We start from the raw sequence: 19,989 nt of genomic DNA on the forward strand, positions 1-19,989 counted from the left end.
CTGGACGGGTGAGCAGCAACGACACCCCCGCGTCCCCGTCCGAGACCGCCGGCCTGCCTGCGGACAGCCCCTTCCGTCCCGAGCGGACGAACCGGGACGAAGCACAGCAGTACGTGCTCCCGCTGGTGGTCCACATCGAGAAGGCGGCTCCCCCGGCCCGCACCGACGCGCTGCGCACGGCCGCCCGCGCGGTGCTGGTGATGCTCTCCGACGAGCGGTCGCTCGGCGAGGGCGAGTGGGCGCAGGCGATGCGGGACTGGCAGGACGCCCGGATCCGCAAGGTGGTGCGGCGGGCGCGCGGCGCGGAGTGGCGCAAGGCCTGCGCACTGCCCGGGATCACGGTCACGGGCGAGAGCGCCGAGGTCCGGGTCTTCCCGCCGGTGCCGCTGGACGGCTGGCCCAAGGAGCTGGCCAAGCTCCAGGTCTCGGGGACGGAGCTGGACGACCCCGAGCCGCCTGCCGCGCCCGACCCCACCGGGCCGGTCCTCTGGCTGAACCCGGAGCTCGACATGTCCGCGGGCAAGGAGATGGCACAGGTCGGGCACGGGGCACAGCTCGCCTGGTGGGAGCTGTCGGAGCCGGAGCGCGCGGCATGGCGCGAGGCGGGTTTCCCGCTCTCCGTCGCCACCGCGGGGGCGGACCGCTGGCGGGAACTCACGGTGAGCGGAATGCCGGTGGTGGAGGATGCCGGATTCACCGAGATCGCCCCCGGGAAGACCGTGGTGGCCGAGGGCGCCCACCGCGTCGGTTCCCTTCCGCCCCTGCGACAGCCGTAGCGCGGGTTCCGCCTCCGTCCCGTTCCCCATCGGCTGAGCGGCACCGGGGGGGTAGCCCCCGCCGGAACGGGCGGCCAGCAGGATCGCGCCGTGCGGCCTCCACCGGAAATGCTGGGCCCGGCACACCGTGCTGGTTTCCCACTATTCCGTAGGAGTTGGCTCGTGCGTACGCAGGCATGGAAAAGGTCTCGTTCTTCCGGGCGGCCGCGGGGCGGTCGGAGCAGAGCCGTGCCGGCCGCCGCCGCGCTGACCGTGGGCGTCATGGCGATGGGTTTCCTGGTGCCGCCCGCGGCCTCCGCCGCCGCCCGGCCGGTCACCGTCCAGCAGGGGCTGGACGCGCTGGTGCGCGCGGACGGCATGCCCGCCGCGCTGGCGAGTGTCAAGGGCCGCGAGGGCCGCACCCGTACCTACACAGCGGGGGTCGGCGACCTGGCCACCGGCTCGAAGGTCCCCGACGACGGGCAGGTGCGGATCGGCAGCAACACCAAGGTGTTCACCTCCGTGGTCGTGCTGCAACTGGTCGGTGAGGGGAGGATCCGCCTCGACGCCCCGGTCGACACCTATCTGCCGGGCCTGGTGCGCGGGGAGGGGATCGACGGACGCCGCATCACCGTCCGTCAGCTCCTGCAGCACACCAGCGGACTTCCCAACTACACCGACTACGACCTCCAGCCGCGGGACTTCGACCCCCGCGAGCTCGTCGACATCGCGCTCCGGCACGAGGCGCACTTCGCGCCCGGGACGGAGTGGGAGTACAGCAACACGAACTACGTGCTGGCCGGCCTGATCGTCCAGAAGGTCACCGGCCGGCCCCTGGCCGAGGAGCTGGACCGGCGCGTCATCACCCGCGTCGGGCTGCGCCACACCTACTTCCCCGCCCGCGGTGAGACGACCATCCGGGAACCCCACCCCAAGGGCTACGACAGGGACTCGGCAGCCGCGCCCCTGAGCGACGTCACGGAGATGGACTCCTCCTGGGCCTGGGCGGCAGGTCAGATGATCTCCACCAACTCCGACCTCAACCGGTTCTTCACCGCGCTCCTGACCGGCCGCCTCCTCCCGGCGGCCCAGCTCGCCCAGATGCGCACCACCGTCCCCGCCGAGTACTTCGGCTCCGGCGCCCGCTACGGACTGGGGCTCGTCCGCATGCCGCTGTCGTGCGGCGGGGTCTACTGGGGTCACGGCGGCAGTTTCCCGGGATACGAGACCCGGGGCGGGGTCACCGCCGACGGCCGCGCCGCCCATGTCGCGGTGACCGTCCAGCCGACCGATCCGACCGCCATGAAGCGGGTCGAGGGTGTCGTGGACACGGCCTTGTGCGCTGACCGCACCGCCTCGCACGCCCGGTGACCCGGCCCTGCGTCTGCCGCGAGCCGGGACGGCGTGCGGCGGACGCAGGGAACCTCAAATCAACCTCTGAACGTCCCCCTCTTCGGATTCACCGCCGTGTGCCGGGGCCATGACCCCTGCACGGAGTGGGACGAGGGGGACTCGATGAAGCTGGGTATCGGTATCGGCTGGCGGCCGGAGATCGCCGACGCGGTGGAGGCACTGCCGGGGATCGACTGGGTGGAGGCGGTGGCGGAGAACCTCTGCGACGACCACCTGCCCGCCTCCCTGACGCGGCTGAGGGAGCGTGGCGTCACCGTGGTGCCGCACGGCGTCTCGCTCGGGCTCGGCGGGGCCGACCGCCCCGACCCCGGCCGGCTCGCCGGCCTCGCGGCGCGGGCCGCGCTGCTGGGCACGCCGCTGGTGACCGAGCACATCGCGTTCGTACGGGCGGGAGGGCCGCGCACCGCGTCGCCCGCGCTGGAGGCGGGGCACCTGCTGCCCGTGCCGCGCACCTGGGCCGCGCTGGACGTGCTGTGCGAGAACGTGCGGATCGCGCAGGACTCGCTTCCTGTGCCGCTGGCCCTGGAGAACATCGCGGCACTGATCTCCTGGCCGGACGAGGAGCTGACCGAGGGGCAGTTCCTGGCCGAGCTGGTCGAGCGCACCGGGGTCCGGCTGCTCATCGACGTGGCCAACCTGCACACCAACCACGTCAACCGGGGCGAGGACCCGTCCAGGGCCCTGGACGAACTGCCGGTGGAGGCCATCGCGTACGTGCACGTGGCGGGCGGCGTCGAGAAGGACGGCGTCTGGCACGACACGCACGCCCACCCGGTCACCGAACCGGTCCTCGCCGTCCTGGCCGAACTGCGCTCCCGGGTCAGCCCGCCCGGGGTCCTGCTGGAACGCGACGACGACTTCCCGCCGGCCGCCGAGCTGGCGGGCGAGCTGGACACGATCCGCGCCACACTCGACGCGGGCCGGGGCCGTGCGACGCGGCCGGTGCCCCGGGAAGCGCCCCCGCGCGCCGAACCGCCCGAAGGCACCGGGCGGACCGGAGGACCGGTGGACACCGACGCCGTCCGCGACCGGGTCGCGATGGCGCAGACCTCGCTGCTCTCCGCCCTGGTCGCCGGCACCCCCGTCCCGGAGGGCTTCGACCACCGCCGGCTCGGCATCCAGAGCCGGGCGCTGGCCGCCAAGCGCGCCGACGTCGTCGCCAAGGTGGCACCCGAGCTCCCGCAGATCCTGGGGCAGGCCTACCGGGGAGCGTTCCTCGCGTACGCCAAGGCCCGCCCGATGTCGGCCGGTTACCGGCGCGACGCGCTGGACTTCGCCGAGCAGCTGCTCGTCGCGGGCCGCCCCGAGGACAGCGCGGCCCGCCGCCGGCTGACCCACTGGTGGCAGGACCGGGCCGCTCCGCGTCCGCCGCGCCGCACCACCCGGCTGGCGCGGGCCGCCCGATCCGTACTCGCGGGAAGGTGACCGGGATGAACGCCCTGGCCCTGCTGCTGACCATCGCCGTCGCGGTCTCCTCGACGCTGCTGATCACGGCGGCCCGCCGTGCGGGGCGCGGGCCGGGCGGCCCCGTCCACGACCTCTTCGAGGTGGCCTTCCTGAACGGCGGGCCCGGCCGGGTCGTGGACGCGGCGCTCGCCGCGATGCAGGCGGACGGCCGGCTGGTCATCGGCGGGCCCGGCATCGTCGCGGTCCAACGGCCGGACGCCCACGACCCGGTGGAGCGGGTCGTGCTCCAGGAGCAGGCCGCGGCCTCGAACGGTGCGCTGTCCACCCTGCGGGCGGCGGCGATGCGCCATGCCGCGGTGCAGGAGATCGGCGACGGGCTGGCGTCACGCGGTCTGCTGGCCGCGCCCGGGGCGAACCGGACCCGAGTCCGCCGGGGCATGGCGCAGGGGCTGCTCTGCCTGCTGGGAGTCCCGGTCGCCGTCGCCCTGACCATCCATCAGTTCATGGCGGACGACTACGGCACCGCGTCGGCCTTCCCGTTCTTCCCGAAGGTGTTCCCGGCGCTTCTCGCCGGGGCCGTCATCGGTTTCGTCTGCGCGGCCGGCGCCCGCGCCCGGGTCACCAAGGCGGGCCGCAGAGCCGCCGCGGAATACCGCACCGCCAACGCGTCGCGGACCGATCCGGCCCATCTGGTGGCGGTCTTCGGGCCGCGGGCCCTGCCCGATCCCGAGCTGCGGAGGCATCTGTTCATGGCGTCCCGGACGAGGCCGGCCCTGCCGTCCACGTCGTCGCACCACTCCTCGGGCTCCTCAGACGCGTTGCTCATGGCGGCGGTGTGGTGTGCCGGTACGGCCCCGGGCGGTGGCGGGTGCGGCAGCTCGTCCGGGCACCACGGCGGGGGTGGCGGCTGCGGGTCCGGGTCCGGGTCGGGGTCCAGTTGCGGTTCGGGCTCCGGGTCGAGCTGCGGATCGTCCGGATCGAGCTGCGGCTCGGGGTCCAGCTGCGGCGGCGGGTCGAGCTGCGGATCATCCGGGTCGAGCTGCGGCAGCAGCTCATGAGCCGTGCCCGGGAGTCCGTCGGGCGGAGACACGTCGGCGGGGCGTGGGGCCGGGTGACCGGCCCGTAGAACGACAACGGTGCGGCGCGCAGGCTGCGCGCCGCACCAGGAGCCGAACCCGGTGTCGCTGGAACGGCGGCCGGCACACAGTGCCGCGGTGCCCGCCGTCTGATCTTCCGGGTTGGGGTGGTCTGAACCCGCTCGCTACGCGAGTCCGGCCACCAGGTCTGCGACCGACTTGCGCCGGCCGGTGAAGAAGGGAACCTCCTCGCGGACGTGCATCCGCGCCTCGGAGGCCCGCAGGTGACGCATCAGGTCGACGATGCGGTGCAGTTCGTCGGCCTCGAAGGCCAGCACCCATTCGTAGTCGCCGAGGGAGAAGGAGGCGACGGTGTTGGCGCGCACGTCGGGGAAGCCGCGGGCCATCTTGCCGTGGTCGGCGAGCATCCGGCGACGGTCCTCGTCGGGCAGCAGGTACCAGTCGTAGGAGCGCACGAAGGGGTACACGCTGATGAAGTCGCGCGGCGTCTCGTCGGCGAGGAACGCCGGGACGTGCGACTTGTTGAACTCGGCGGGGCGGTGCAGCGCCATGTTCGACCAAACCGGGTCGAGGCCCCTGCCCAGCCGGGTGCGCCGGAAGAGGTTGTACGCCTCCTGGAGGGCCTCCGCCGTCTCGGCGTGCCACCAGATCATGAGGTCGGCGTCGGCGCGCAGCCCGGAGACGTCGTACGTGCCGCGGACGGTGACGTCCTTGATCGCGAGCTGGTCGAACAGCTCCTGGACCTCGTCGGAGTACAGGACACGGTCCGTGTCGGCGGGCAGCACGTCGCGAAGCTTGAAGACGGACCACAGCGTGTAGCGGACGACGTCGTTGAGGTCCTTCGCCTTCTTGCCGGCGTTGGGGCCCTTGCTTGATGTCACAGTCTCAGGAGCGCTCATACGGCTATTGTCCCGCCTCGCTCCCTGTGCCCTGAACCAGGGTGGGAGTGGCGATGATCTCCCCCGCGATCTTCCCCGTGCCCGCGCCGCTGTCACCCGTGCCCGCGCCGCTCTCCCCGGCGACGTCGCGGACGATCTCGTCCGCGGCCCGGTGGGCGCTCGCGATGCAGGCGGGGATGCCGACCCCGTCGTAGACCGCGCCGCAGACCCGCAGCGCGGGCAGCTTGGCGACCTCCTCGCGGATCCGGGCGACCCGGCCGAGGTGGCCGACGGGGTACTGGGGCAGTCCGCCGATCCACCGGGTGACCTCGGTGGCGACGGGCTCGGCGGCCAGTCCGGTCGCCGCCGCGAGATCGCGCAGCGAGACGTCGACGAGTTCCGCGTCCTCGCGGTGCAGGTGGTCCTCCTCACCGTACCGGCCGACCGAGGTCCGCAGGAGGAACAGGTCGGGGGCCGCGTCGGCGACCCACTGCCACTTCTGGCTGGAGAAGGTGGCGGCCTTGATGGTGCGGCCGTCGACCGGGGGCACCAGGAAGCCGGAGCGTCCTTCGAGCGTTCCGGCGGCGGTCACGTCGGAGCGCCGGAAGGCCATGGTGATCAGGGCCATCGAGGCGTACTCGACGCCCGCGAGCTCGGCGGACGCGGCCGGGGACTCGGCGGCGAGCAGGGTGGAGGCGGACCAGGCGGGGGCGGCGAGGACGATGCCGTCGGCGGCGATCACCCGGGTGTCGGTGCGCACGTCCCAGCCGGAGGCGGTACGGGTCAGCCCGAGCACCGGGGTCTCGGTGAGGATCTCGCCGCCTCCGGCGCGCACGGCGCCGGCGACCGCGTCCGGGAGGGTGCCGATGCCGCCCTCGATGCCCTGGAAGACCGGCCCGGTCTGCTGCCGGGCGGCGGCCTGTTCCTGGATGCGGGTCACGCCGTCGAGGAGTGAGCCGCCCCGCCGGGCGACCTCGAAGAGCTGCGGTACGGCGGCGCGCATCGAGATCCGGTAGGCGTCACCCGCGTACACCCCGCCGAGCAGCGGCTCCACCAGCCGGTCGACGACCTCGCGGCCGAGCCGGTCGGCCACGTACGCGCCGACCGCGACGTCGTCGCCGACCGCGGTCGGGGTGAGGTCGCGCTCCTGGGCGATCCGGGCGAGTCCCTCGGGCGAGAGCACCTCACCGAGCGCCGCCGGGTCGCCCGGTACGCCCATCACGTGGCCCTTGGGCATGGGGCGCAGTGCGTCGCGCGTCCACAGGGAGGCGGTGGCCGTGGCGGGCGGCTGGAGCCGGTCCCCGAGGCCGACGGCCCGTGCCAGGCCGACCGCCTCCGGGCGGCGGGCGAGCATCGATTCGGCGCCGAGGTCGACCTGGACGCCGGCGACCTCGCCGGTCCTGAGTTTGCCGCCGAGCCGGTCGGTCGCCTCCAGGAGGGTGACCCGCAGCCCGGTGCCGAGAAGCCGGTGGGCGGCCGCGAGTCCGGCGATGCCGCCGCCGATGACGACGACGTGTCCCGTGGCCCTGTCCGCGCGGTTTGCTGAACGCTGCATGCCCCCACTCTCTCAAACCTCATCCGAGTCCTGACCGTGACCACTTCGAAACCGGTATCGCGAAACCCGGACCGGACCCCCGTACGTCGAACCGGCACCATCAATCACCCGTCCTGGGGGGACAGTTATGCAGGCAGCACCATCCACGCGTACCGGGAGACGTCCGGGCCGTCCGGCAGCCCGCCGCACGCACACCGCTCTCGCCGCCGGACTGCTCACCGCCGTGCTGGCGTTGAGCGGCTGCGGCGCGGCCGACGACGGCTCCGGAGCGAGCGCCGACAAGGGGGCGGCCGCCCCGGCCCGGCAGGACAAGTTGGACGCCGCCGCCGGGGACACGAAGCAGCGGGCGGGCGGTTCGGCGGCGGCGAAGAAGCCGAACCCGCTGACCACCGCTCATGTCATCCGTACCGCCTCGCTCTCGGTCGAGGTGAAGAGCGCGCCGAAGGCAGCGGCCGCCGCGCGTGCGACCGCGGAGGCGGCGGGCGGGCTGGTCGCCGACGAGAAGACCGAGCGGGTCGACGACACCCACGACTCCTCGCACCTGGTGCTGCGCGTACCGCAGGGCGAGTACGACCGGGTGCTGGGGGACCTCTCGGGCACGGGCAAGCTGCTCTTCCGGACGTCGGCCGCCAAGGACGTCACCGATCAGGTCGTCGACGTGGAGAGCCGGATCGCCACCCAGCGCACGAGTGTGGCGCGGGTGCGCAAGCTGATGGACCGGGCCGACGCGCTGACCGATGTGGTGACGCTGGAGGGCGAACTGAGCAACCGCCAGTCGGAGCTCGAGTCGCTGCTGGCCCAGCAGGCCTCGCTGAAGGACCGCACCACGCTGGCCACGATCACGCTCGACCTCTCGGAGCCGGCGGACGACGAGGACACGGACGACGAGGACGGTCCGGGGTTCCTGGACGCCGTGGGCGGCGGCTGGCACGCGTTCGTGACGATGGTGCGGTGGCTCGCGATGGCGGTGGGGGCCGCGGCTCCGTTCCTGGCCGTGGCCGCCGTCGTGCTGGTCCTGTGGCGGCTGCTGCGGCGCCGCGGCGGGAAGGCGGGGCCGGACGGCGGCTGAGCCGTCCCGGGGGCGCCACGGCGCCGCTGGGAGCCGTGGCGCCGTAGCGTGGGCCTTCGGACGGGGTAGCGAAGGGACTGGCATGACGGCGGAACGACTGGTGGTCATCGGTGGTGACGCGGCGGGCATGTCCGCCGCGTCACAGGCGCGGCGGCTCAAGGGTCCGGACGAGCTGAGCATCACCGCCTTCGAGCGGGGCCACTTCACCTCGTACTCCGCGTGCGGCATCCCGTACTGGGTCGGCGGTGACGTCGAGCGGCGCGACGACCTGATCGCGCGCGGCCCCGAGGAGCACCGGGCCAGGGACATCGATCTGCGGACGCGCACCGAGGTGACGGAGATCGATGTCGCCGGGCAGCGGGTGCACACCCTGGACCGGGACTCCGGCGAGACGTCCTGGACGGGTTTCGACAAGCTGGTGATCGCGACGGGGGCCAGGCCGGTGCGTCCGGCGCTGCCCGGCATGGACGCGGCCGGGGTGCACGGGGTGCAGACCCTGGACGACGGGCAGGCGCTGCTGGACTCGCTGGACCGGGCCGCGGGCCGGCGCGCGGTCGTCGTCGGCGCCGGGTACATCGGGGTCGAGATGGCGGAGGCGATGCTGAAGCGCGGCTTCGAGGTGACCGTGCTCAACCGCGGCGAGCAGCCGATGGCGACGCTCGACCCCGACATGGGGCGCCTGGTCCATGACGCGATGGACGGTCTCGGCATCACCACGGTGAACCGGGCCGCGGTCACCGCGATCCGGACCGGGCCGGACGGCCGGGTGAGCGCCGTGGAGACCGCCGAGGCCTCGTACCCGGCGGATGTGGTGGTGCTCGGCATCGGCGTCGAGCCGGAGACGGCGCTGGCCCGCGCCGTCGGCCTGCCGGTCGGTCCGCACGGCGGGCTGCTCACCGACCTGTCGATGCGGGTCGTCGGCCACGACAACATCTGGGCGGGCGGCGACTGCGTCGAGGTGCTCGACCTGGTGGCGCACCGCACCCGGCACATCGCGCTGGGCACCCACGCCAACAAGCACGGCCAGATCATCGGGTCCAACGTCGGCGGCGGCTACGGGACGTTCCCCGGGGTGGTGGGCACGGCGGTGAGCAAGGTGTGCGATCTGGAGATCGCCCGCACCGGGCTCCGTGAGAAGGACGCCCGCGCGGTGGGGCTTCGGTTCGTCACGGCGACGATCGAGTCGACGGGCCGGGCGGGCTACTACCCGGGGGCGCAGCCGATGACGGTGAAGATGCTCGCGGAGTACCGCACGGGTCGGCTGCTGGGCGTGCAGATCGTGGGCCGGGACGGGGCGGCGAAGCGGGTGGACGTCGCGGCGGTGGCGCTCACCGCCGGGATGACGGTCGAGCAGATGACGGCCCTGGACCTCGGCTACGCCCCACCGTTCTCGCCGGTCTGGGACCCGGTGCTGGTGGCGGCCCGCAAGACGGTGACGGCCCTGCGGAAGGCGGGCACCGCCTGAGCGGTGCCCGCCTTCCGGCCGGTCAGCGGGCGGTGCTCGTGTGCACGTACTCGACGAGGCGGGTCAGCGCGTCCGGGGCCATCGCCGGCATCACGCCGTGGCCCAGGTTGAAGATGTGGCCCTCGAGCCCGGCGGCCGCGTCCAGCACCTCCTGGGTCTTGGCCTCCACCACCTCGGTCGGGGCGAACAGGACCGCGGGGTCGAGGTTGCCCTGGAGCGCCTTGCCGGGGCCGACGCGGCGCGCGGCCTCGTCCATCGGGACCCGCCAGTCGACGCCGACGACGTCCGCGCCGGCCTCGCCCATGAGGCCGAGGAGCTCGCCGGTGCCGACACCGAAGTGGATGCGCGGCACTCCGTACGACGCGACGGCGTCGAAGACCTTCGCGGAGGCGGGCAGCACAGAGCGGCGGTAGTCGGCGGGGGCCAGCGCGCCCACCCAGGAGTCGAAGAGCTGCACGGCGGAGGCACCGGCCTCGATCTGGACCTTGAGGAAGGCGCCGGTGATCTCGGCGAGGCGGTCGAGCAGATCGGCCCAGAGCTCCGGGTCGCCGTACATCAGGGCCTTGGTGTGCTCGTGGTTGCGGGACGGGCCGCCCTCCACGAGGTAGCTGGCGAGCGTGAACGGGGCGCCCGCGAAGCCGATCAGCGGGGTGGGCCCCAGCTCGGCGGTGAGCAGGCCGATGGCCTCGGTGACGTACTGGACGTCCTCGGGGGTGAGGTCGCGCAGCCGGGCCAGGTCGGCGCGGGTGCGGATCGGCTCGGCGATCACCGGTCCGACGCCGGGCTTGATGTCGAGGTCGATGCCGATCGCCTTGAGGGGGACGACGATGTCGCTGTAGTAGACCGCGGCGTCGACCTTGTGCCGGCGGACGGGCTGCATCGTGATCTCGGCGACGAGCTCGGGCATGGTGCAGGACTCGAGCATCGGGATGCCTTCGCGCACCTTCAGGTACTCGGGCAGCGAGCGCCCCGCCTGGCGCATGAACCAGACCGGCGTGTGCGGCACGGGCTCGCGCCGGCACGCCTTCAGGAACACCGAGTCATGGGTGGCGGAGGTCTTCGTCTGGTGGCCCGAGGGGCGGTCAATAGCGCTCACGCACAGAATCTTCGCACGCACGCGGAAGGAGCCCGGCCCCAACGGGTGTCCCTCCCTGCACGAGGCTCCGGTTCCGCCTACTCTTCCCCGCATGGCTCCGGCTCAGGGACACTTCTCCGATCAATCCGACAGCACTGACAGCACTGACAGTGCGGAGGGTGGTTCCGTCCCGCCCGCGTTCCGTTCGGCGGTGGACGCGCTGCGCTCGGCGCGGCTCCGCCCAGAACTGGAGGTGGAGCCGACGCGGCCGCCGAAGCGCCTGGCTCCGCACGCGTACGCGCTGGAGGCGGCCGTCGTCGACGGCGAGGACGATCTCGCCGACGGCAGGCTCGTCCTGCTCCACGACCCGGCCGGGCACGAGGCCTGGCAGGGCGCGTTCCGGCTGGTGACCCTCGTCCGCGCCGAACTGGAGCCGGAGATGGCCTCCGACCCACTGCTCCCCGAGGTGTGCTGGTCGTGGCTGACCGGGGCGCTGGAGGCGCGCGGTCTCAGTTACGGGGAGGCGGGCGGCACGGTCACCCGGGCCGGTTCGCACTACTTCGGTGCGCTGGGGGCGCGGCGTCCGGCGACCCAGATCGAGATCCGGGCGTCCTGGACGCCCCGCGAGGGGCGCGGCGGGGTGCCGGACACGGCGGCGCACCTGATGGCGTGGGGCGACCTGCTGTGCCAGATCGCCGGGCTGCCGCCCTCGGGCGCGGCCGACGCGGCGGTGGTGACGCTGCCGCAGCGGCGCGGGCCGCAGGTTTCGTAGGGGCGGGACCCCTCCTCCGCGTTCCGTGACACCGCGTCATAAACCTCGCACAGACACCGGCTCTCTTTTCGTACAATCGAGTATGTGTCCTATTTGCCCGAATTGTTACTCACCAAATCGTGATCTTTCTCTAAAGGAGCGGGCGTCCGGTGCCGAAGAGGTCAGTGACCCTTCAAGCACGGTTCGCCCCGGCTTCATCCCCGAGCCGGCCCGTCCCGCCACTCCCCAGGAGGCCTGGTGTCCGTTCTCCTCGAGCAGCCCGCAAGCCTGGTCGCCTACCGCCCGAACAAGCCGACGGCCATGGTCGTCGTGGCCGACCCGCGCGTCCGTTCCACCGTCACCCGCCATCTGTGGGCACTCGGAGTACGTGACGTCATCGAGGCGTCGTCCATCGCGGAGGCCCGCCCCCGCGTCGGCAACCCGCGCGACATCTGCGTAGCCGACGTCCACCTGCCCGACGGTTCCGGGCTGACCCTGCTGTCCGAAACCCGAGCCGCCGGCTGGCCGAACGGCCTCGCCCTCTCCGCCGCCGATGACATCGGCGCTGTACGCAACGCCCTCGCGGGCGGCGTCAAGGGCTATGTCGTCACCGGCACCCGTACCAACATCGGCCACCCCACCCGTCCCGGCGTCGCTCCCATCGGCGCCAATGCCGCCCGTATGCACCGCCGTCCTCCCGGCACCCCGAGCCACCCGGGCGGCTACCGCGAACTGTCCGGCCGCGAGGTGGAGGTTCTCCGGCTCGTCGCCGAAGGGCAGTCCAACAAGGCCATCGGCGTCTCCATGGGGCTCTCCGCCCTGACCGTCAAGAGCCACCTCGCCCGAATCGCCCGCAAGCTCGGCACCGGAGACCGCGCAGGAATGGTCGCCGTGGCCCTGCGAACGGGCATCATCCACTGATTCCACACCCCCGCCGGTGTGCAGAAATGCGGATCCGGCTGGTTTACGTGCATCGGCGCCCGTCGACGGAACGTTCCGTCGACGGGCGCCGTACATACACAGATACCCTTGACACGTGACCGACGCCCAAGAGACCGCAGCAGACACTTCACTGCGAACCACCGGGGGCGCCCCCCCGGACGACGTCGCCCCGGCGCCGATCCCCTTGCTCGAACCTCGCGAGGGCATTCCACCGGTGGTGGCCTCCGACGATGCCCTGGCCGGGGTGATCGCGGCCTTCGCCGCGGGCTCCGGACCGGTGGCCGTCGACGCCGAGCGCGCCTCCGGCTACCGCTACGGGCAGCGCGCCTATCTCGTGCAGCTGCGCCGCGAGGGCGCGGGCAGTGCGCTGATCGACCCGGTCGGCTGCCCCGACCTGTCCGGGCTGGGCGAGGCGCTGCACGGAGCGGAGTGGATCCTGCACGCCGCGACCCAGGACCTGCCCTGTCTGCGCGAGATAGGGATGACCCCGACCGGGCTCTTCGACACCGAGCTGGCCGGCCGTCTCGCGGGCTTCCCGCGGGTCGGCCTCGGCGCGATGGTCGAGAGCGTGCTCGGCTACTCGCTGGAGAAGGGGCACTCCGCGGTCGACTGGTCCACCCGGCCGCTGCCCGACCCCTGGCTGCGCTACGCGGCTCTCGACGTCGAGCTGCTGATCGATCTGCGCAACGCCCTGGAGGAGGAGCTCGACCGGCAGGGCAAGCTGGAGTGGGCGCGGGAGGAGTTCGCCGCCATCGCCGCGGCGCCGCCCGCTCCCCCGCGCCAGGACCCGTGGCGCCGCACCTCCGGGATGCACAAGGTCCGCCGCCGCCGCCAGATGGCGGTCGTACGGGAGCTGTGGAACACCCGCGACCAGGTCGCCCGGCGCCGCGACATCTCGCCCGGCAAGGTGCTCGGCGACGCCGCGATCATCGAGGCCGCGCTCGCGGTGCCGGCCAGTCTCCAGGCGCTGACCGCGCTGCCCGGCTTCGGCCACCGCATGGGCCGGCGTCAGCTGGAGCAGTGGCAGGCCGCCGTCGAGCGGGCGAAGGAACTGCCCGACACGGAGCTCCCGCAGCCCGGTCAGCCGCTCACGGGCCCACCGCCGCCGCGCGCCTGGGCGGACAAGGACCCGGTCGCGGCAGCACGCCTCTCGGCCGCCCGCGCCGCGGTGTCCGAGCTCGCGGAGCGGCTGCACATGCCCCAGGAGAACCTGATCACGCCGGACACCGTGCGCCGGGTGTGCTGGGAACCGCCGAAGGATCCGACGCCTGACGCGGTCGAGAACGCCCTCGCCGGATACGGCGCACGGCACTGGCAGATCGAACAGGTGACCCCTCTACTGGTCGACGCACTGACTCCGGAGGCCTGAAAAGGCATCGGACAGGGGCGTATTCACGCCAGGTTGCGCGGCCTTTTCGGCGCTCACTCTGTGTTCCATGGCTCGGACGGGCCGATTTCGCGGCCGTCCGGGCCATTTTCGCGTATGTGACCTTCGCCGCTCCCGACGCAAGGACTGGGCAGTCTGGTTACCCGCAAGTAGCATGAGGGGCGGCGGCGCGCTCCCGGGCGTGCCCCGCAGCAGTGCCATCCCGCACCCTGGAGGAGAGCCACCGTGCCTCGTACCATCCGGGACGTCGTCTTCGTCGACGGCGTCCGCACCCCGTTCGGCAAAGCGGGCCCGAAGGGCATCTACCACGAGACCCGCGCCGACGATCTCGTCGTGAAGGCCATCCGGGAGCTGCTGCGCCGCAACCCGGACCTGGACCCCGCCAAGATCGACGAGGTCGCCATCGCCGCGACCACCCAGATCGGCGACCAGGGCCTCACGCTCGGCCGCACCGCCGGAATCCTGGCCGGTCTGCCGCAGTCCGTCCCCGGCTACTCCATCGACCGCATGTGTGCGGGCGCCCTGACCGCCGTCACCTCGACGGCCGGCTCCATCGCCTTCGGCGCGTACGACGTCGTCGTCGCCGGTGGCGTCGAGCACATGGGCCGGCACCCGATGGGCGAGGGCGTGGACCCGAACCCGCGCTTCGTCTCGGAGAAGCTGGTCGACGAGTCCGCCCTGTTCATGGGCATGACCGCGGAGAACCTGCACGACCGGTACCCCACGATCACCAAGCAGCGCGCCGACGCGTACGCGGTGCGCTCGCAGGAGAAGGCCGCCAAGGCCTACGCCAACGGCAGCATCCAGCAGGACCTGGTGCCGGTCTCCGTGCGCCGCACCAACCCGGAGGCCGGTGAGACGGGCTGGGGCCTGGTCACCGCCGACGAGCCGATGCGTCCGGGCACCACGATGGAGTCCCTGGCCGGTCTGAAGACCCCGTTCCGCGCCCACGGCCGCGTGACGGCCGGCAACGCCGCGGGGCTCAACGACGGCGCCACCGCCTCGCTGCTCGCCGCCGAGGACGTCGCCCGCGAGCTGGGCCTCCCGGTGCGGATGCGCCTCGTCTCCTACGCCTTCGCGGGCGTCGAGCCGGAGGTCATGGGCTACGGCCCGATCCCGGCGACGGAGAAGGCCCTCGCCAAGGCGGGCCTGTCCATCTCGGACATCGGTCTCTTCGAGATCAACGAGGCGTTCGCCGTACAGGTGCTCGCCTTCCTGGAGCACTACGGCATCGCCGACGACGACGCCCGCGTCAACCAGTACGGCGGCGCGATCGCCTACGGCCACCCGCTGGCCTCCTCCGGCGTCCGGCTGATGACTCAGCTGGCCCGCCAGTTCGAGGAGCAGCCCGAGGTCCGCTACGGCCTGACCACCATGTGCGTCGGCTTCGGCATGGGCGCCACGGTCGTCTGGGAGAACCCGCACTTCGACGCAGCCGGAGGCAGCAAGTGAGTTCCACCACCGAGCTTCTGAAGGGTGCGGCCGAGTTGTTCCCCGGCGAGGTCGTCACCCAGGCGCACGTACGCCACCTCGACCTCCCGGGGGGTGCGGGCAACTTCGCCCTCATCACCCTGGACAACGGCCTGGACCACACCAAGCCGACCACCTTCGGCCCCCAGTCGCTGGCGAACCTGAACGCCGCGATCGACCAGGTCGAGAAGGAGGCCGCCGAGGGCGCGGTCACCGGCGTCGGCATCACCGGCAAGCCGTTCATCTTCGCGGTCGGCGCCGACCTCAAGGGCGTCGAGCTGCTCAAGGAGCACAAGGACGCGCTGGCCATCGGCAAGGGCGGCCACGACGTCTTCCGCCGCCTCTCCGGCCTCGCGGTCCCGACGTTCGCGTACTACAACGGCGCGGCCATGGGCGGCGGTGTCGAGGTCGGTCTGCACTGCTCGTACCGCACCGTCTCCAAGGCGCTGCCGGCGTTCTCGCTGCCCGAGGTCTTCCTCGGCCTGGTCCCCGGCTGGGGCGGCTGCGCGCTGCTCCCCAACCTGATCGGCGCCGACCGCGCGGTCTCGGTGATCATCGAGAACTCGCTGAACCAGAACCGCCAGCTCAAGGGCAAGCAGGTCTTCGAGCTCGGCATCGCCGACGCGCTCTTCGAGGGCGCGGACTTCCTGGAGCAGTCGCTGATCTGGACCGCGGACGTGCTGAACGGCACGGTCGCGGTGGAGCGTGCCGAGGTCGACCGCGGTGACGCCTGGGACCAGGCCGTCGCCCGGGGCAGGGCCATCGCCGACTCCAAGGTGCACGGCGCCGCCCCGGCCGCGTACCGCGCGCTCGACATCATCGCCGCGGCCAAGGACGGCGACCTGGGCGCCGGCTTCGACGCCGAGGACCGGGCCCTCGCGGACCTGATCATGGGCGGCGAGCTGCGCTCCGGCATCTACGCGTTCAACCTGGTCCAGAAGCGCGCCAAGCGCCCGGCCGGTGCCCCGGACAAGGCCCTGGCCCGTCCGGTCACCAAGGTCGGCGTGGTGGGCGCGGGTCTGATGGCCTCGCAGCTCGCCCTGCTGTTCCTGCGCCGTCTGGAGGTGCCGGTCGTGCTGACCGACATCGACCAGGCACGCGTCGACAAGGGTGTGGGCTACGTCCACGCCGAGATCGAGAAGCTGCTCGGCAAGGGCCGCATCAACCAGGACAAGGCCAACCGCCTGAAGGCCCTGGTCTCCGGTGTGCTGGACAAGGCGGAGGGCTTCTCCGACGCCGACTTCATCATCGAGGCCGTCTTCGAGGAGATCGGCGTCAAGCAGCAGGTGTTCGCGGAGGTCGAGGCGGTCGCCCCGGCGCACGCGATCCTCGCCACCAACACCTCCTCCCTCTCGGTCACCGAGATGGCGTCGAAGCTGAAGAACCCCGAGCGGGTCGTCGGTTTCCACTTCTTCAACCCGGTCGCGATCCTGCCCCTCCTGGAGATCGTCCGCGGCGAGCAGACCGACGACGCCTCGCTGGCCACGGCGTTCGGGGTCGCCCGGAAGCTGAAGAAGACCGCGGTCCTGGTGAAGGACGCCCCGGCGTTCGTCGTCAACCGCATCCTCACCCGCTTCATGGGCGAGATCCAGAACGTCATCGACGAGGGCACCCCGGTCGAGGTCGCGGAGAAGGCCATCGAGCCGCTCGGCCTGCCGATGTCCCCGCTGGTGCTCCTGGAGCTGGTCGGCCCGGCGATCGGGCTGCACGTCTCCGAGACCCTGAACCGCGCCTTCCCGGAGCGCTTCACGGTGTCGGAGAACCTCGCGGCGGTCGTGAAGGCCGGCAAGCGCGGCTTCTACGTCTACGACTCCGGGAAGCCGGAGCTGGACCCGGAGGTCGCCGCACTCCTGAAGCAGGGCGACTCCGTCCTGTCCGAGGAGCAGGTCCGCGACCGCGTCCTGGACGCGGTGGCGCAGGAGATCGGCCTGATGCTGGACGAGGGCGTCGTCGCCGAGGCCCAGGACATCGACCTCTGCCTGATCACCGGCGCGGGCTGGCCCTTCCACCTGGGCGGCATCACCCCGTACCTGGACCGCGAGGGCGTCTCCGAGCGGGTCAACGGGAAGAAGTTCCTGGCGCGGGGCGTGGCGAGCGTTCCGGCGTAAGCGGACGGTCGACGGCCCGGCACACCTCGGTGTGCCGGGCCGTCGCCGTGTCACAGGGTTCACGGGGACACGAGCCGGACGGCCCCCGGTCACCCGTGCCGGGGCGTCAGAGCACGTGCCAGGGGTCGAAGCTCAGCCCCGGCGCGTCCGTCTGGCGCGCCACGCGCGGCGCCCCGTCCTCGCCGACGACGGCCATCACCACGCGCCCGAGGGTGTCGTGCGTCAGGGCCGGGGGGCTCAGGCAGGGCACTTTGGTGTCGGACCACCACAGCCCGTCGGCCTCGTTCTCGGTCACCCCCGCGCCGACGACCGCCGTGCCGCCGGCCCCGCGGTGCGCCAGCACCGTGCAGTCGAGGCCGTCCAGGTCCGTGCGGAGCGCGGCGTGCGCGCCGTCGCCCGCGGCGCCGCCGAGAGACACCGGCCCGTCGCCGCCTGCCCGGTAGGCGACAACGGCGCCCTCCGGGTCGGTCCAGTGGTACGTGGCACGGCTCGGGGACGTCTCCAGCACGGCCAGGGACCCGGGGCGCACCGCGAACTGCGAGCGCCGGACCTCGCCCCAGCCGCCACCGGGCTTCTCCTGCTCCCAGTGCAGCACGTCCTTGTTCGTCGCCGCGAGGATCTCGATGCGTCCGGAGCTGAGCGCGATCACCGCGGGGACCTCCTTGATGCGCGTGCAGCGCAGGTCCTCCCAGCGGCGCCACTTGCCGTCGGCCCGCTCACGGCGCACCATCATGCCGCCGCGCCCGTTGCGGGCGGCGACGTGCACCTCGCCGGCGGCGTTCACCACGACGACGGGCGCGCCGAACCTGGCACCCACATCGGCTTCCTTGTGCGGGTTGCCCAGCGAGTTCCAGGCCGAGACGGGGCGCCCCGTCTGGTACTGGATCGCGTGCACGATGTCGACGGTGACGCCGCCCTCCGCCGCGGGCCGTTCGCGGCGGCCGGCGAAGTGGACGTAGCCCTCGGTGTTCTGAGCCACGGACAGATGGGTCAGCTCCGGCAGTGGCACCACGTCCGGGGCGTCCCATTCCGGACCGCCCGGACGCGTCTCCGACCAGCGGCGCAGGCCGCCGTCGCCGGCGACGTACGCCGTGAGCCTGCCGTCCTTGCCCCGGGTGAGCCAGATGCCGCGTAGCGCTTGGGCCTCAGGGGCAACCTTCGAGGTCGCGCGGGCATCCTGTCCGAGCATGAGTCTGCGATTACCTTTCCAGAACTGACATTCGACAACTCGCGCAATTTTTCGAATCCGTTACATCCTAAGCCCCTGTACGGAGGGGTATTCCGGGGCTCACCAGCGTACGATTCGCGGCCGCTCCCGACTCCGGTGCGTATCCGCACTGTCACGATCCGGCCGCGGATCCCGTACGCGCACCGGACCGACTGTCTATAGTGCTCAGTCCCAGGAACACGTGGACCGGCTCCGCCCCCCACCCGAGTCCCATCCCCATCGCCCCCGCCCCGACCGGGCCATGAGTTGCGAGGACTCCCCAGGATGAGCCAGGACGCCATAACCCCCGACCACCGGAGCTCCCAGGAGAACCCCCGCCGGCGCGAGCGCGTACGGACGCGCGGGAGCCGAATAGGACGGGTGGTCCTGCTGTCGGTCCTGGTCGTCCTCATCGCGGCGGGCGGGACGGCGTACTGGCTCTACAGCCGGCTCGACGGGAACATCAAGGGCGTCGACATCAACAAGGCGCTCGGCGACGACCGCCCAGAGAAACTCCCCACCAGCGGGCAGAACCTGCTCGTCCTCGGCTCCGACTCCCGCGCCGGCGCGGAGAACAAGGCCCTGGGCGGCGGGGGCGGCGTCAGCGGGGCGCGCTCCGACACCGCGATGGTGGTGCACATCCCCGAGGGCCGCAGCAGGGCCGTCGCCGTGTCCATACCCCGTGACACCCTGGTGACCCGGCCCGAGTGCGCCGGGGCCGACGGGTCCTCCGTGGACTCCGCGAACCGCGTGATGTTCAACTCCGTCTACTCCCAGGTCGGTCCGGCCTGCGTGGTCAAGACCGTGGAGAAGATGTCCGGGGTCCGCATCGACCACTACCTGGAGATCAACTTCGCCGGGTTCAAGGACCTCGTCGATGCCATCGGCGGCGTCACCGTCGACGTCCCCCAGGATATCCACGACCAGGCCTCCGGACTCGACCTCACCGCCGGGCCGCACAAGCTCAACGGCACGGAGTCCCTCTCCTACGTACGCACCCGCCACGGCATCGGCGACGGCAGCGACCTCGGCCGCATCGGGCTCCAGCAGCAGTTCCTGCTCGCCCTGCTCAGCGAGGTCAAGTCCCGGAACCTGCTGGGCAGTCCGGCCAACGCCTACCGGATCGCCAACTCGGCGACCAAGTCCCTCACGACCGACGAGGGTCTCGCCTCGCTCAAGTCGCTGACGGAATTCGCCCGTTCGATGAACGGCGTGGAGCCGGGCTCGATGGAGACCATCATGCTGCCGGTGGCGTACGACAAGACCGACCCCAACCGCGTGGTGGCGGCCCAGCCGCAGGCCAGGACGCTCTGGAAGGCGCTCCGCGAGGACGCCGCCATCCCCGAGTCCGCCAAGAAGTCACCCGCGACCGGCGGCTGACCCGGCGGCGGGGAGGCCGGTGCGTGGGCG

Annotated in this window: 16 protein-coding genes; 12 read left to right on the forward strand and 4 right to left on the reverse strand. The window is 72.5% G+C overall.

Annotation, left to right across the window (positions count from 1 at the left end):
- The first annotated feature begins 8 nt into the window (after positions 1–8).
- The 4 genes from ACIQM0_RS17220 to ACIQM0_RS17235 all read left to right on the forward strand — a co-directional run bounded on the left by ACIQM0_RS17220 (position 9) and on the right by ACIQM0_RS17235 (position 4,633).
- Positions 9–776 (forward strand): peptidyl-tRNA hydrolase, encoded by a 768-nt coding sequence (locus ACIQM0_RS17220; RefSeq protein ID WP_401287099.1) that lies wholly within the window; start codon positions 9–11, stop codon positions 774–776.
- A 228-nt stretch (positions 777–1,004) separates the two neighbouring features.
- Positions 1,005–2,126: a serine hydrolase domain-containing protein gene (locus ACIQM0_RS17225; protein WP_401287102.1), complete on the forward strand. Its 1,122-nt coding sequence runs from the start codon at positions 1,005–1,007 to the stop codon at positions 2,124–2,126.
- Between the two features lie 144 nt (positions 2,127–2,270).
- Positions 2,271–3,593 (forward strand): DUF692 domain-containing protein, encoded by a 1,323-nt coding sequence (locus tag ACIQM0_RS17230; protein WP_401287104.1) that lies wholly within the window; start codon positions 2,271–2,273, stop codon positions 3,591–3,593.
- Positions 3,594–3,598: 5 nt separating this feature from the next.
- Entirely contained in the window at positions 3,599–4,633 is a 1,035-nt protein-coding gene (locus tag ACIQM0_RS17235; protein WP_401287107.1) for a TIGR04222 domain-containing membrane protein, read from the forward strand.
- A gap of 203 nt (positions 4,634–4,836) precedes the next feature.
- Here the strand turns inward: ACIQM0_RS17235 and hemQ are convergent, their stop codons facing one another.
- Positions 4,837–5,571 carry a hydrogen peroxide-dependent heme synthase gene (gene hemQ / locus ACIQM0_RS17240; RefSeq protein WP_401287110.1) on the reverse strand — a complete coding sequence of 245 codons (735 nt, stop codon included), beginning with the start codon at positions 5,569–5,571 and terminating at the stop codon, positions 4,837–4,839.
- 4 nt (positions 5,572–5,575) lie between these two features.
- Positions 5,576–7,105 carry a protoporphyrinogen oxidase gene (hemG, locus tag ACIQM0_RS17245; RefSeq protein ID WP_401287111.1) on the reverse strand — a complete coding sequence of 510 codons (1,530 nt, stop codon included), beginning with the start codon at positions 7,103–7,105 and terminating at the stop codon, positions 5,576–5,578.
- A 127-nt stretch (positions 7,106–7,232) separates the two neighbouring features.
- Here hemG and ACIQM0_RS17250 point away from each other — a divergent pair, with 127 nt between their 5' ends.
- Both ACIQM0_RS17250 and ACIQM0_RS17255 read left to right on the forward strand, forming a co-directional pair.
- Entirely contained in the window at positions 7,233–8,174 is a 942-nt protein-coding gene (locus ACIQM0_RS17250) for a DUF4349 domain-containing protein (protein WP_401287113.1), read from the forward strand.
- Between the two features lie 82 nt (positions 8,175–8,256).
- The gene (locus ACIQM0_RS17255; protein WP_401287116.1) at positions 8,257–9,639 is read left to right on the forward strand and encodes an FAD-dependent oxidoreductase; all 1,383 of its coding nucleotides are present in this window, start codon (positions 8,257–8,259) and stop codon (positions 9,637–9,639) included.
- Between the two features lie 22 nt (positions 9,640–9,661).
- On the opposite strand, the gene hemE is transcribed toward ACIQM0_RS17255, so the two are convergent.
- Complete coding sequence (hemE, locus tag ACIQM0_RS17260) at positions 9,662–10,735, reverse strand: uroporphyrinogen decarboxylase (protein WP_401287119.1); 1,074 nt, start codon at positions 10,733–10,735, stop codon at positions 9,662–9,664.
- A gap of 91 nt (positions 10,736–10,826) precedes the next feature.
- On the opposite strand from hemE, the gene ACIQM0_RS17265 reads away from it, so the two are divergent.
- The 5 genes from ACIQM0_RS17265 to ACIQM0_RS17285 all read left to right on the forward strand — a co-directional run bounded on the left by ACIQM0_RS17265 (position 10,827) and on the right by ACIQM0_RS17285 (position 17,372).
- A complete protein-coding gene (locus ACIQM0_RS17265) occupies positions 10,827–11,486 on the forward strand; it encodes a DUF3000 domain-containing protein (protein ID WP_363026302.1) in 660 nt (219 codons plus the stop codon).
- Between the two features lie 237 nt (positions 11,487–11,723).
- On the forward strand, positions 11,724–12,386 hold the full coding sequence (locus ACIQM0_RS17270) for a response regulator transcription factor (RefSeq protein WP_024488613.1): 663 nt from the start codon (positions 11,724–11,726) through the stop codon (positions 12,384–12,386).
- Between the two features lie 115 nt (positions 12,387–12,501).
- The gene (locus ACIQM0_RS17275) at positions 12,502–13,776 is read left to right on the forward strand and encodes an HRDC domain-containing protein (protein ID WP_401287122.1); all 1,275 of its coding nucleotides are present in this window, start codon (positions 12,502–12,504) and stop codon (positions 13,774–13,776) included.
- 243 nt (positions 13,777–14,019) lie between these two features.
- Positions 14,020–15,246, forward strand: coding sequence for an acetyl-CoA C-acyltransferase (locus ACIQM0_RS17280; RefSeq protein ID WP_363026305.1), 1,227 nt, complete (start codon positions 14,020–14,022; stop codon positions 15,244–15,246).
- Positions 15,243–17,372, forward strand: coding sequence for a 3-hydroxyacyl-CoA dehydrogenase NAD-binding domain-containing protein (locus ACIQM0_RS17285; RefSeq protein WP_401287125.1), 2,130 nt, complete (start codon positions 15,243–15,245; stop codon positions 17,370–17,372). The genes ACIQM0_RS17280 and ACIQM0_RS17285 overlap by 4 nt, the downstream gene beginning before the upstream one ends.
- A 106-nt stretch (positions 17,373–17,478) precedes the next feature.
- Here ACIQM0_RS17285 and ACIQM0_RS17290 read toward each other — a convergent pair whose 3' ends face one another.
- Positions 17,479–18,561, reverse strand: a complete 1,083-nt coding sequence (locus ACIQM0_RS17290; RefSeq protein WP_401287128.1) for a hypothetical protein — start codon at positions 18,559–18,561, stop codon at positions 17,479–17,481.
- A gap of 303 nt (positions 18,562–18,864) precedes the next feature.
- On the opposite strand from ACIQM0_RS17290, the gene ACIQM0_RS17295 reads away from it, so the two are divergent.
- Complete coding sequence (locus tag ACIQM0_RS17295) at positions 18,865–19,959, forward strand: LCP family protein (RefSeq protein ID WP_401287130.1); 1,095 nt, start codon at positions 18,865–18,867, stop codon at positions 19,957–19,959.
- Positions 19,960–19,989 lie beyond the last annotated feature (30 nt).

Origin of the sequence: Streptomyces sp. NPDC091387 (assembly GCF_044756945.1) — a bacterium.
Classification (GTDB): domain Bacteria; phylum Actinomycetota; class Actinomycetes; order Streptomycetales; family Streptomycetaceae; genus Streptomyces.

What these genes read in the sequence shown, in the direction of transcription:
- ACIQM0_RS17230 (WP_401287104.1), top strand. Translation starts at nt 2,271, where the DNA reads ATGAAGCTGGGTATCGGTATCGGCTGGCGGCCGGAGATCGCCGACGCG.
- ACIQM0_RS17235 (WP_401287107.1), top strand. Translation starts at nt 3,599, where the DNA reads ATGAACGCCCTGGCCCTGCTGCTGACCATCGCCGTCGCGGTCTCCTCG.
- hemQ (WP_401287110.1), bottom strand. Translation starts at nt 5,571, where the DNA reads ATGAGCGCTCCTGAGACTGTGACATCAAGCAAGGGCCCCAACGCCGGC.
- hemG (WP_401287111.1), bottom strand. Translation starts at nt 7,105, where the DNA reads ATGCAGCGTTCAGCAAACCGCGCGGACAGGGCCACGGGACACGTCGTC.
- ACIQM0_RS17250 (WP_401287113.1), top strand. Translation starts at nt 7,233, where the DNA reads ATGCAGGCAGCACCATCCACGCGTACCGGGAGACGTCCGGGCCGTCCG.
- ACIQM0_RS17255 (WP_401287116.1), top strand. Translation starts at nt 8,257, where the DNA reads ATGACGGCGGAACGACTGGTGGTCATCGGTGGTGACGCGGCGGGCATG.
- ACIQM0_RS17265 (WP_363026302.1), top strand. Translation starts at nt 10,827, where the DNA reads ATGGCTCCGGCTCAGGGACACTTCTCCGATCAATCCGACAGCACTGAC.
- ACIQM0_RS17290 (WP_401287128.1), bottom strand. Translation starts at nt 18,561, where the DNA reads ATGCTCGGACAGGATGCCCGCGCGACCTCGAAGGTTGCCCCTGAGGCC.
- ACIQM0_RS17295 (WP_401287130.1), top strand. Translation starts at nt 18,865, where the DNA reads ATGAGCCAGGACGCCATAACCCCCGACCACCGGAGCTCCCAGGAGAAC.